Below are 12221 nucleotides of genomic sequence, written 5' to 3'. Positions count from 1 at the left end.
GCGTTAGTTAGACAATAGCAACTCAAACAGCCCAATCTGTAAAGATTTGGAAAAACCTTAGCACAAACGTAAGACTAAGCGAGTATCCATAAACAGTTGTGCTGGCGACAATAGCAAGAGTGAACCACCTGATCCCTTCCCGAACTCAGAAGTGAAACCTCTTTGCGCTGATGGTAGTGTGGGGTTACCCATGTGAGAGTAAGTCATCGCCAGCTCATTATTCCTGAAAACACCCCCTTCAAGAGAAGGGGGTGTTTTTTTATGCGGGGAATAAATAGAAAATAAATTAAAAAAGCTCTATATGGAGCCTTCTTTATCAAGTATTTGAAAAAAGTGATGATCAGATTTCTTGGATTAAATCTTGATTCTGAAAGAATGAAAATATTTATCCTTAGCAACTTCTTGTACTAAGAAGTAGGATCTAAGGCGATTAAAAGCCCACAAAGTCTTTAACCTTGTTAAAAATTACGTTCAGGGTAATAAAATCAGATTTCTATGCTCTAAGTAAAAAAAAGACTTAATAAAAGTTTAAATAAAAAAATTGGGTAAATAGGGTGAGGAATCTTTGGTAATTGAAAAGACTTTTATATATGTATTGCTGCATTGAATAATAGGTATAGAGAATTTTCAATTTTTATCTATGTTGTTTATAAGTTTAAAGTGCTGGGCTATTAGTAAATAAAAAATCGCCTAAAGGGCGATTTTTTATTTTTTTTAACTAAAATTTTAAATATTTTAGTTAAACATTTGTGTTGCTGCACAATATAAAACCCAGAGAATAATAATAGCAACTACAGGTTCGAGAATTTTTGACCACCCTGGAACTGTAGTATTTACTACCGCTGCAGTATTGTGTTGATCTTTATTGGCATCAGTATGTTGTTGACTAACCATTTGATTAAACTCCTTCATCGTTGAGTCTAATGATATCTCTTCTTGCACAATTGGTTTAGAGCCTTTTAACTCTGATAGGTCGTTTGTTGACCAAACCCAATCAGGGGCTTGACCTGAAAGATGTTCAATTTGCCCTAAAAGTAATTCCCGTAATCCTCGGACTTCGAGATTACCAATATCATTGAGCTGTTTAAGTTCTGCCAATTGTAATCTTAATATCTCTGTGACTGCTGGCTCTAATTCATTTTTAGCTAATGTAGATTGATTTTTTGACGAAGTGGTGAGATGACGTGCAACCTCTTGAATAAAGAGTTCCTCGGGTGAGGAAATTTCTTGATAAACTTTTTTGTCATTAGAACGCCAAAGTGTAATCAACTTACCCAATACAAGCGCATTTATTTCTAACAAATGCTCTTTTCTATCTTCTCTAGAGTGTTGCTCGAGAAGCTGAGGCTTTTGATTGTTAATCTGCTCAGCAAAATATTGTACTAAATCAAAAGCCATCAATTTACTCCGTCTTATTTTAGTCTAATAGCCGTAGGCTCGGTTTTTTCTTAGGTTGTTCAGTTTCTTCTGAAAGTGTTGTTGATTTTAAAGTATCTTCAGGGATTTGGATATCCTCATATTCATTTGGATCAAAGAATAAACCTTGACCATTTTCACGTGCATAAATGCCAATCACGGCATTTAAGGGTACATATATATCACGTGATACTCCACCAAAGCGAGCAGAGAAGGTGATGGTCTCATTGCTCATATTTAATTTATGTACCGCATGAGGGGCTATATTTAAAACAATTTGCCCATCTTGAATAAATTGTTCTGGCACCATAGTATTCGGTTGTGTGGCATCAACAAGTAAATGTGGGGTAAGGTTGTTGTCACAAATCCATTCATAAATTGCACGCGCAAGATATGGGCGGGTGGGAGTGTGGTTTAATTCCTGATCAGACATTGAAAGATACTCTATTGATTCACTAAAATTTCACGATATTTATTTTTTTCCTGCATAGTCATGGACTTGGTAAAAGCAGGACGAGTAAATATCCGTTGGCAATATAATAAAATTGGTCGACAATGTTGTTTAGGGAGTTCAATCCCCATTGAGTGTAACCGTAAAAAGATTGGCGCTAACATGCAATCTAAAATTGTAAAATTTTCTGACATGAAATAGGGGAAGTGCTGAAATAATGGTGTCAGTGAAATCAGGATGTCGCGTAGTTGTTTTTGGGCTTTTGCTTTATCTTTTTCATTTAAGCTATCTGGATGACGCAACATGATATCTGCAAGTTTTAGCCAATCTTGCTCAAATCGCCAAATATATTGACGTTGTTCTGAGCGCGGCATGGGTGCGTCAGCATACAATTTATTTTGACGATAACGATCATCTATATATTCGGAAATAATACTGGTGTTGAACAGTTTAAGTTCATTTTCAATCAGCATGGGTACTTGGTTGTATGGATTTAAGCTGGCGAGATCTTCATCGTCTTCATCCACAATAATAAGATGATATTTAATTTGCTTCTCGGCAAGGACATAACGAATCCAGTGTGAACGAAAGTCATCTGCATGGCTATAGACTGTAATTCCTTGAACAGGTGCGGTTTCGACGGACATAATCCCAAACAAAGCAAAAAAATGAATAGAATAGGATACTAAAATTCAACCTAAAAAGCACGAAGCATAAAAGATGAATCAACTACAAGAGATGTAGATTATAAGCAAAAATGACTGGAGTAAGGGAATATGATAATTAAACTAGGTTTAATGATGCTGTTTATTTTAATTGGTGTTGCCAACTACTATCTCAGCAAGTCCTTTTGGTGTCATGAAGGGGTGTGGGGTAAAGATATGTATGAACAATAGAAAAATAACAGTTGGTCGTAAATTTGCAGACATAAAAAAGCCTTGGATAAACCAAGGCTTTTTGTCCGATTCGGTAAACGAATTAACGTTTAGAGAATTGAGGACGTTTACGAGCTTTACGTAAACCAAGTTTCTTACGTTCAACTTCACGAGCATCACGAGTAACGAAACCAGCTTGACGAAGAGCAGGTTTTAAGTTTTCGTCAGCAGCGATCAATGCACGAGTAATACCGTGACGGATAGCGCCAGCTTGACCACCAATACCACCACCAGCAACAGTGATGTAAAGGTCAAATTTTTCAGTAACTTCTAAAAGTTCTAAAGGTTGACGAACGATCATACGAGCAGTTTCACGACCGAAATATTGCTCAAGAGTACGATTGTTGATTACGAGTTTACCTGTACCAGCTGATAAGAAAACACGTGCAGTTGCGGTCTTACGGCGACCTGTACCATAGTTAGTAGCCATGTGCTGTATCCCTTAGATGTCCAAAACTTGTGGCTGTTGAGCTGTATGTGGATGCTCAGTACCAGCGTACACTTTCATTTTTTTGATCATTGCATAACCAAGAGGACCTTTTGGTAACATACCTTTAACAGCTTTTTCTAAAACTGCTTCAGGTTTGTGAGCAATTAACTTCTCGAAGTTAGTCTCACGGATACCACCAGGGAAACCAGTATGGCGATAGTATTTCTTATCGTGAGCTTTTTTACCAGTCACAGTAATTTCTTCAGCATTGATTACAACGATATAATCGCCAGTATCAACGTGAGGAGTATAAGAAGTTTTATGCTTACCGCGTAAACGACGAGCGATTTCAGTCGCAAGACGACCTAAAGTTTTGCCAGAAGCATCAACAACGTACCAGTCGTGTTGAACTTCAGCTGGCTTAGCGCTGAGAGTTTTCATTAAACCACTACCTATTATAGTTGGTTTGGACTATGGAATCTGTCCAAACAAAAGGAGACGCGATTCTAAACGAATACGTGAAGAATCACAAATGAAAAAGCAAATTTCAAGCGCTATATTCTATAGTAAAAATATCGTCGTGCAAAGAATAACCATAGATAATTTTCTGATTTTTCGATAAAGGGAAATTAAACTTCGTCAGGTCATGAAAAGTTCATCGCATCAAAGGATTTTCAGGTTAAAAATGATTGCGGATCAAAATATGTAAGGGGACAAAGGCGTATATAATGGTGAGATTAGATCACAGCGTAAAAGAGACGGAATATGCTTCCCTTATATGTCACCAGTGGTGAACCTGCAGGTATTGGTCCAGACATTTGTTTAAGTTTGGCGATGCGTATTGATGAACGTCCAATTGTGATTTTAGCTGATATCAATCTATTAAAAAAACGCGCTGAAATTCTCAATCAAACAGTTGAACTTATTGCATATCAAGGCCAATCAGAATCTTCAGGGCAAGGTCAATTATATGTTGAACATGTTCCATTAAACACCGATGTGGTATTGGGTGAGTTGAATGCTGAAAATTCTGCTTATGTATTAGAGCAACTCCGTCGTTCTGCCAATTATGCGATGTCGGGTAAAAGTGTCGGTGTTGCAACGGCTCCCGTGCAAAAATCAATTATTAATGAAGCGGGTATTCACTTTAGTGGTCATACTGAGTATTACCAAGAATTTGCAGGTGTTGAACGTGTAGTGATGATGCTTGCGACCAAAACTTTGCGTGTGGCACTTGCAACTACGCATCTACCTTTACGTGATGTTCCAGATGCCATTACCAAACAACGTTTGCATCAAGTGATTGATATTTTAATTCATGACTTAAAAAGCAAATTTAAGATTGAGCATCCGCATATTTTAGTTTGTGGCTTAAATCCGCATGCCGGTGAGGGTGGTTATTTGGGCATGGAAGAAATCGAAGTGATTAATCCGGTGCTTGAAAGTTATCGAGCACAAGGCATTAATATGAGTTTGAGCCTTCCTGCTGATACCTTATTCACCCCTGAAAATTTAAAAGATGCAGATGCCGTTTTAGCGATGTATCACGATCAAGGCTTACCTGTGTTAAAATCTCAAGGATTTGGTGAAGCCATTAATATTACTTTAGGCTTGCCGTTTATTCGTACTTCTGTAGATCATGGCACAGCACTCTCCCTTGCAGGTACTGGACTGGCCAAAAGTTCAAGTTTGCACGTTGCTGTCGATTTAGCGCTTGATCTCGCCCGTCACTAATTTCACGTTGGAACTGTTTTTATGTATCAGATTAATGCCCTAAACCCAAAACAGGAAGGGCATCAGGCTCGAAAAAGATTTGGTCAGAACTTCTTACATGATCAACGGGTGATTGCCAAAATTGTGCGATCTGTGAATCCGCGTGCAGGTGAAAATATTGTTGAAATTGGTCCGGGTCTGGCTGCATTAACCTCACCTTTAATTGGTGAATGCGATGCCTTAACCGTGATCGAGCTGGATCGTGATTTGGCTGCAGGTTTGCCCGGCCGTGTACCGCATCCAGAGCGTTTAACCATTATTGAAGCTGATGCATTGAAATATGATTTTACCGAGTTGTTTAAGGAAGATCATCCGTTACGTGTAGTAGGTAACTTGCCGTATAATATTTCAACACCGCTTTTGTTCCATCTCTTGGAATTTGGTGACAAAGTTAAAGACATGCACTTCATGTTGCAAAAAGAAGTGGTGGATCGTATTACCGCTTCTCCAAATACCAAAGAATATGGTCGTTTATCAGTGATGATTCAGTATTATTGTAAACCGACGTTTTTATTTGAAGTGCCGCCAGGATCTTTTAATCCGCCACCAAAAGTGACATCTGCGGTATTCCGTTTAGAGCCATATGCTGTAAAACCGATTATTGCCAAAAATGAAAAAGCCTTGGCACGTCTGGTTTCACATGTATTCACCCAACGTCGTAAAACTTTGCGTAACAGCTTGAAAGGTATGTTGGTGGAAGATGGCTTCGAGAATGCCGGTATTGATCCAATGGCACGTCCAGAAACCTTAACCATGGCTCAATTTGTTGCTTTGTCAGATCAAATGGTGGCTTAAGTGGCGCGCTCGGATATTCGATACAATTACGTTATTGGTGATGTTCAAGGCTGTTTTGAAGCATTAAAAGCCTTATTGAAAGAAATTAAGTTCGACCCTGAGCAAGATTTTATCTGGTTTGCCGGTGATTTGGTTGCACGTGGTGAAAACTCGATTGGCACGCTACGTTTTGTTAAAAAGCTGGTCGATCGTGATGTCGCAGCGACGGTATTGGGTAATCATGACCTGACGCTTTTAGCCTGTGCGCGTGGTTTAAAAGCATTACAAGACAAAGATAATACCCGTGATGTGATTGATGCGATTGATAGTGATGATTTGATTGATTGGTTACGCAAACAACCATTGTGTCTTTTCCCGAATGATCGAACTATTTTGACCCATGCCGGTATTCCGTGTATCTGGTCGGCAGAACAAACTTTTGCCTTGGCTAAAGAAGTTGAAGCGATCATCAGTCATGAAGATTTTGCTGTGGTAGATACTTTTTTAGCCGAGATGTATGGCAAAGAACCTGATCTTTGGTCAGATGATCTGGAGGGTAATGCACGCTTACGTTGTATTACCAACTATTTAACCCGTATGCGTTTAACCAACAGCGAAGGTCGTCTAGAGTTCAGCTTTAAAGATTCACTCGATGATCCAATGCCACAAGGTTTTAAACCGTGGTTTGAATTTGAATCGGAAGCTGCGAAAACCCATCAACTGATCTTTGGGCATTGGGCTGCATTACAAGGGAAAACCATTAATCCACAGATTCAGAATGTCGATGGTGGCTGTGTTTGGGGTAAGCAGTTGATTGCCTATCGCCTGGAAGATAAAGAAATATTTAAAGTTGATAATCCAGTGATGTAGTGTTTGGATGATTTACAAAATAAAAAAGCCACATGATGTGGCTTTTTTATTGGTAATTTTTTAGTCCAGTCTAATCCAGGTCTGACTACGTCCTAAAGTTGAAACGCCCATATAGGCTCTCAAGGTTAGGCGCTTACCGGTGGCATTCATTTTAATTTTGGCATCATAGACTTTGCCTGCTAAAGGATCAATCACCCGACCTTTTTCATAGTTATTGGTTCCTTCCACATGTTTTAAGCCCTTAATGATTTCCATACCCAAAATTGGCTGGTTGGTATATGGCGCAGGGCAGTTATTACAGGTTTCTCGCGGAGAATAACCCGGTCGAGGGGTCACTTTAATAATCTTGGCGGTAAAATTTTTGTTGGCTTCTTTATGAATTTTGATGATCGCTTTGGCTGCACCTGATTTATCATCAATTTGCTGCCAAGTTCCAGAAATATCCTCAGCAAAAACATTGCCACTAAAAACCACACTCGCCAAAGTTGCAAGTAACAGATTCTTTTGCATATAAAACCTTTCCATAACTCATTATTTTTTTATTGAGTCGGTATCTTAGGTTGATTATGTGATTAGTCAATATCTGGGGAGTCTACAAAAGATTCAATTATTTTATTGACGAATGTATAAAAGCCACATTATGTGGCTTTTATAGTGGTATTTATTTAGTTCAGTCTGATCCAGGTTTGACTGCGCCCTAATGCGGATACACCCATATAGCCACGTAAAGTCAAACGTTTGCCATTGGCATTTAAACGAACTTTGGCATCATAAATTTTCCCGGCAAGCGGGTCGATGACACGACCTTTTTCGTAGTTATTGGTCCCTTCTACATGTTTTAAGCCCTTAATGATTTCCATGCCTAAAATTGGATCGTTGGTATATGGAGCGGGACATTTATTACATGTTGCACGAGGAGTATAGCCAGGACGGGGTGTAACTTTAACAATTTTACCTGTATAGGTATTATTGGCTTCTTTATCAATTTTAATAATGGCTTTAGCAGCACCTGTTTTATCATCAATCTGCTGCCAAATTCCAGAAATATCCTCAGCAAAAACATTGCCACTAAAAAGCACACTCGCCAAAGTTGCAAGCAATATATTCTTTTGCATAAAAAACCTTTCCATAACGCAACACTTTTTATTGAGTCGGTATATTAGACTGATTATGTGATTAGTCAACATTCTGGAGAGTGTGCAAAAAATGAAATTATTATATTGATGAAGGTAAAAAAGCCACATCACTGTGGCTTTTATTTAAGTCGAATCCTGGCTATTCTGCGCGAAGCCAAGTTTGACTGCGTCCTAGTGCGGAGATACCGACATAGCCACGTAAGGTCAAGCGTTTACCATTGGCACTTAGCTTGACTTTAGCATCATAAATTTTGCCTGCAAGCGGATCAATGACACGCCCTTTTTCATAGTTATTTGTATCCGGCACGTGTTTTAAACCAGTGAGGACATCCATACCCAGAATCGGTTGATTGGTATATGGTGTTGGACAATTGTTGCATGACTTTTGAGGTGTATAACCTGGACGAGGAGTCACTTTGACAATTTTACCTGTATAGGTGTTATTGGCTTCTTTACGAATTTCGATAAGCGCTTTAGGTGAGCCTGTTTTATCGTCAATTTGTTGCCAAGTCCCCGACAGATCTTGTGCCAATAGATTTCCACTGAAAAATAAGCCAACGAAAGTAGCAAGCAAAATATTCTTTTTCATATCAATTCCTTCGATTGTGGATTGTAGTTTTTTTATCCATAAGAACATATTATGAGCGTTTTATAATTAGTCAATATATTGCGTCATAACAAATTAAAATAATGTGAAATATTTAAATCACTCGGAATAAAAAAGCCACATAGTGTGGCTTTTTGTCAGAATTAGTCACTTTTAATCCAGGTTTGGCTGCGACCAAGTGCGGAAACACCCACATAACCACGTAGAGTGAGACGTTTACCATTGGCACTCAATTTTGCTTTCCCGCTGTAGATTTTACCGCTGAGGGGGTCAAGAACTTTGGCATTTACAAAGTGGTTATTATCGGCAGCTTTCAATCCGGTTAAAATATCTAAGCCTAAAATGGGTTTATTGGTATAGGGCGCTGGACAATTTACACAGGTTTCCTTCGGGGTATAACCCGGGCGTGGCGTTACTTTGATAATTTTCGCGGTATAAGTACCATTACTTTCTTGGCGCATTTCAAGAATCGCTTTTGACGAGCCTGTTTTATCGTCAATCGTTTTCCAGGTTCCCGTAATATCATTTGCCAATACATTCCCACTGAAAACTACACTTGCAAAAGCAGCACATAATATATTCTTCTTCATATCAATTCCTGTGAGTTGGAAAATATTCTTCTTATCTATATAAAGATATAATCATCGTTTAAAGATCAGTCAACCTATTGCTTCATAAAAATGAAAAATAATGTGAATTATTTGAATAATAGTGAATAAAAAAGCCACATAGTGTGACTTTTTGTCATATTTAGTCGTTTCTAATCCAGGTTTGACTACGACCCAATGCTGAAACCCCGACATAACCACGCAGGGTTAAGCGTTTACCATTCGGACTTAATTTCGCTTTCATACTGTAGATATGACCGCTAAGTGGATCAATAATCTTACCGTGAGTAAAATTGGACCCTTCCGCTGGCTTTAAACCTTTCAAAATATCCATGCCTAGAATAGGCTTGTTTGTATAAGGAGCAGGGCAATTCATACAGGTTTCTTTGGGCGTGTAACCTGGACGAGGCGTTACTTTTACAATTTTTGCGGTATAAGTGCCGTTGGTTTCTTGACGAATTTCAATAATCGCTTTTGAAGAACCGGTTTTATCATCAATATTTTTCCAGGTTCCCGCAATGTCTTCAGCAAAAACAGCACTACTGCTGGTAGAAAGAAGTAGGGCTGCTAAAATTTTAAAATTTCTCATCAAAAAACCTTAAGATAACTTTATGAACAATTTTTATCATAAGGTCAAATTTTGACTATATAAATGTTTATTAATGATTACTCAGTCACATTTTTTGCAAATAGAGTATGAAAGTCGGCAACCAGATAGCTGTAAATACGGCATTTACTGCCATGCCAAAAGCCGCATAACGTCCTGCGACGCTGCCTCTTTGCCATGCCTGAGCTGTGCCAATAGCATGAGCAGCCAAGCCTAATGCCAGACCCGAGGCCCTTTCATCATTAATATGGCGCAGGATCAATGGAGAAAAAGCAGCGCCAATCACGCCTGATAAAATGACAATTAAAATTACTAAGGTGAGTGGTGCATGTAAAAGTGTGGCGATATTAATGGCAATTGGAGTTGTTACCGCTCGAGTTGCAAATGCCATAATGCTTGCATCAGACATATGCAGTAAATAGGCAAGTCCCATCGGTAAAGCCACCGCACTAATACTGGCAAACACTAAAATACCGACAATGGCCTTGAGTGGTAAGTCGTCATAACGCATGGCTGCAAGCGGAATAGCCAAGGCAACGGTGACATAGCCGAGTAAATGATTAAATAGCGGATTGACCTGTGTCATATAAGATTCGTAAGGGATTCCAAACACAAACAGCAATCCAATAATGAAAAACATGCCGATAACAATGACCGGCACTTGCGGAAGCTTTTTATTTAAAGGTTTGGCAATCAGATAGGCGAACAGGGTTAATATAAAACCGTAGAGTACTGCTAACATCATATTTCCCCTATAACCAGCGCTTGGCCATTTTTGCGTAAACCCATAATGGAATCAGGGTGCTGATACACATCACTGCAAGAAAAACAGGAATTTCCTTTCCCATGTGCACCAACATAATCAGAGAACCGGAACTAATCGGTAAAAAAGCAAAGGCACTTTCTTTCATGATTTTATTGTTGGTGTCGACTAAACGCGCAGGTAATTTGTGGACATTTCTCCAGATAAGCAGAGTCAGCAATAAGCTAATCAAGCCGACCAAATTACCCAGTTCAGGATGATTAAATTGTGTCATTAACCATACTGCTCCCTCACGAAAGCAGATGATTAATGCCAGTGTACCGATCCATGCTGGCCAGTCGATTGTTTTTATCCAGTCCATTTTTACCAAACTTTAAAATTATACTTATCACGTTTTAACCGATTTATCTTTTGATTTCAAATTCCTCTAAGGGCCTTTTAAATTGTATGGCTTTTTTTCCCAGAATTTCATCAATCGGTAAATGTGCTTGTTTAATCAGTTGCTCCAGCTTTTGTGGCGCAATAATGACGTGTAAATGCAGGTTGCCTTCTTCATCATGATTTTCGGTTTGAATGACATTGAGCGCATACAATTGAGTACGCAATTTTCCATATTCGGGTTTTAGCACCAGCTCAAAACTTTGTAATTGTCCCATCAAGCATTCTTGAACTGCTTGGCGTAACAAGTCTAAGCCTTGATTGGCATGCGCAGAAACATAGACACGATCAGGCAAATGCGGTTTTGCATACACAATTTTGGCATCTTCACCACTAAGATCAATTTTATTATAGACGCGCAGTACCGGAACATCGACACCGATTTCTTTTAAAACCGATTCTACGGCTTCAATTTGTTCCAGCATATCTGGACTGCTGGAATCGATGACATGCAGCAGCAAGGTGGCCTCAGCCGTTTCCTCAAGTGTGGCTTTAAAGGATTCTACCAAGGCATGGGCGAGGTTACGGACAAAACCTACAGTATCGGCCAGAACCAAAGCCCCGATCCCATCCCAATTTAAACGGCGTAAGGTTGGATCTAGTGTCGCAAACAGCTGGTCTGCCGCATAAACGTCAGAGCGCGCCAATAGGTTAAATAAGGTCGATTTACCCGCATTGGTATAACCGACAAGAGATACTGTTGGAATTGCGGCTTTCTGGCGTGCAGAACGACCTTGTATACGGGTTTGACGCACCTTTTCCAGTTTGTCTTTGAGTTGTCCAATCCGTAAACGAAGTAAACGACGATCCGTTTCCAGTTGGGTTTCACCCGGTCCGCGTAAACCAATCCCGCCTTTTTGACTATCTAAACTGATGCCGCGTCCGACCAGTCGTGAAGACAGATAATCCAGTTGTGCCAATTCAACTTGAAGTTTACCTTCATGAGTACGAGCACGTTGGGCAAAAATGTCCAGAATGAGCCGGGTACGATCAATCACGCGGCATTGAATGACTCGTTCTAAATTGCGTTCTTGGGAAGGACTGAGGGCATGATCAAAAATGACCAAATCTATTTCTAATTCTTTAACTCGCTCCGCGATTTCTTCTGCTTTTCCAGAGCCAATAAATAGTTTTGGATCCGGTTTGATCCGTTGAGCGGTCATATGTTCTACAATTTCAGCACCCGCTGACTGGGCCAATAAGCGAAATTCTTCTGCATCAAGGTCATCTAAAAGTTGTACAGAGACACTTACTAATAGGGCGCGTTCGCCACCTTGATGTCGCTCAAAATATTCCACTAAATGCTATCTCAACTACGTTAAAACTTCATTTTAGTAGAAAATAAGCACGGATAGTGAAAAATAGATCAGACTTGCCAAACGAAGCGAATAAAACCCTGAATAAATAAAGACA

The 12221-nt window shown here is 39.4% G+C and carries 16 protein-coding genes and 1 rRNA gene; 4 read left to right on the top strand and 13 right to left on the bottom strand.

Annotation, left to right across the window (positions count from 1 at the left end):
- Nucleotides 1-100: 100 nt before the first annotated feature.
- A 5S ribosomal RNA gene (rrf, locus tag E0409_RS09750) occupies nt 101-215 on the top strand.
- 520 nt (nt 216-735) lie between these two features.
- Here rrf and E0409_RS09745 read toward each other — a convergent pair.
- The 5 genes from E0409_RS09745 to rplM all read right to left on the bottom strand — a co-directional run bounded on the left by E0409_RS09745 (nt 736) and on the right by rplM (nt 3673).
- Nucleotides 736-1398 carry a hypothetical protein gene (locus tag E0409_RS09745; RefSeq protein WP_131290215.1) on the bottom strand — a complete coding sequence of 221 codons (663 nt, stop codon included), beginning with the start codon at nt 1396-1398 and terminating at the stop codon, nt 736-738.
- A 19-nt stretch (nt 1399-1417) separates the two neighbouring features.
- The gene (locus E0409_RS09740) at nt 1418-1849 is read right to left on the bottom strand and encodes a ClpXP protease specificity-enhancing factor (protein ID WP_131290212.1); all 432 of its coding nucleotides are present in this window, start codon (nt 1847-1849) and stop codon (nt 1418-1420) included.
- 11 nt (nt 1850-1860) lie between these two features.
- On the bottom strand, nt 1861-2514 hold the full coding sequence (locus E0409_RS09735) for a glutathione S-transferase N-terminal domain-containing protein (RefSeq protein ID WP_131290210.1): 654 nt from the start codon (nt 2512-2514) through the stop codon (nt 1861-1863).
- 331 nt (nt 2515-2845) lie between these two features.
- Entirely contained in the window at nt 2846-3232 is a 387-nt protein-coding gene (gene rpsI / locus E0409_RS09730) for a 30S ribosomal protein S9 (RefSeq protein WP_131290207.1), read from the bottom strand.
- 12 nt (nt 3233-3244) lie between these two features.
- Nucleotides 3245-3673 (bottom strand): 50S ribosomal protein L13, encoded by a 429-nt coding sequence (gene rplM, locus E0409_RS09725; RefSeq protein ID WP_067724808.1) that lies wholly within the window; start codon nt 3671-3673, stop codon nt 3245-3247.
- Nucleotides 3674-3997: 324 nt separating this feature from the next.
- Here rplM and pdxA point away from each other — a divergent pair, with 324 nt between their 5' ends.
- From pdxA to E0409_RS09710, 3 genes are read left to right on the top strand one after another with little or no spacing between them, the layout of a single operon-like run.
- Nucleotides 3998-4966, top strand: coding sequence for a 4-hydroxythreonine-4-phosphate dehydrogenase PdxA (pdxA, locus tag E0409_RS09720; protein ID WP_131290204.1), 969 nt, complete (start codon nt 3998-4000; stop codon nt 4964-4966).
- Nucleotides 4967-4987: 21 nt separating this feature from the next.
- Nucleotides 4988-5800: a 16S rRNA (adenine(1518)-N(6)/adenine(1519)-N(6))-dimethyltransferase RsmA gene (gene rsmA / locus E0409_RS09715; protein ID WP_131290201.1), complete on the top strand. Its 813-nt coding sequence runs from the start codon at nt 4988-4990 to the stop codon at nt 5798-5800.
- On the top strand, nt 5801-6649 hold the full coding sequence (locus tag E0409_RS09710; protein ID WP_131290198.1) for a symmetrical bis(5'-nucleosyl)-tetraphosphatase: 849 nt from the start codon (nt 5801-5803) through the stop codon (nt 6647-6649).
- A gap of 60 nt (nt 6650-6709) precedes the next feature.
- Here E0409_RS09710 and E0409_RS09705 read toward each other — a convergent pair whose 3' ends face one another.
- The 8 genes from E0409_RS09705 to hflX form a co-directional block, all read right to left on the bottom strand.
- Nucleotides 6710-7159: a DUF2147 domain-containing protein gene (locus tag E0409_RS09705; RefSeq protein ID WP_131290195.1), complete on the bottom strand. Its 450-nt coding sequence runs from the start codon at nt 7157-7159 to the stop codon at nt 6710-6712.
- Nucleotides 7160-7314: 155 nt separating this feature from the next.
- Entirely contained in the window at nt 7315-7764 is a 450-nt protein-coding gene (locus tag E0409_RS09700; RefSeq protein WP_131290193.1) for a DUF2147 domain-containing protein, read from the bottom strand.
- 160 nt (nt 7765-7924) lie between these two features.
- Entirely contained in the window at nt 7925-8374 is a 450-nt protein-coding gene (locus tag E0409_RS09695; RefSeq protein WP_131290190.1) for a DUF2147 domain-containing protein, read from the bottom strand.
- Between the two features lie 161 nt (nt 8375-8535).
- Nucleotides 8536-8982 carry a DUF2147 domain-containing protein gene (locus E0409_RS09690; protein ID WP_131290185.1) on the bottom strand — a complete coding sequence of 149 codons (447 nt, stop codon included), beginning with the start codon at nt 8980-8982 and terminating at the stop codon, nt 8536-8538.
- A gap of 160 nt (nt 8983-9142) precedes the next feature.
- Nucleotides 9143-9589, bottom strand: coding sequence for a DUF2147 domain-containing protein (locus E0409_RS09685; RefSeq protein ID WP_131290182.1), 447 nt, complete (start codon nt 9587-9589; stop codon nt 9143-9145).
- 85 nt (nt 9590-9674) lie between these two features.
- Nucleotides 9675-10349, bottom strand: a complete 675-nt coding sequence (locus tag E0409_RS09680) for an LrgB family protein (RefSeq protein WP_131290221.1) — start codon at nt 10347-10349, stop codon at nt 9675-9677.
- Between the two features lie 10 nt (nt 10350-10359).
- The gene (locus tag E0409_RS09675; protein ID WP_131290180.1) at nt 10360-10731 is read right to left on the bottom strand and encodes a hypothetical protein; all 372 of its coding nucleotides are present in this window, start codon (nt 10729-10731) and stop codon (nt 10360-10362) included.
- A 43-nt stretch (nt 10732-10774) separates the two neighbouring features.
- Nucleotides 10775-12106, bottom strand: a complete 1332-nt coding sequence (hflX, locus tag E0409_RS09670; protein WP_131290177.1) for a ribosome rescue GTPase HflX — start codon at nt 12104-12106, stop codon at nt 10775-10777.
- Between the last annotated feature and the right edge of the window lie 115 nt (nt 12107-12221).

The sequence above is a fragment of the Acinetobacter sp. ANC 4862 genome (assembly GCF_004336635.1).
GTDB lineage: Bacteria > Pseudomonadota > Gammaproteobacteria > Pseudomonadales > Moraxellaceae > Acinetobacter.
The sequence above is the reverse complement of the archived record's forward strand: the minus strand, read 5'-3'. Positions and strand labels throughout refer to the sequence as shown.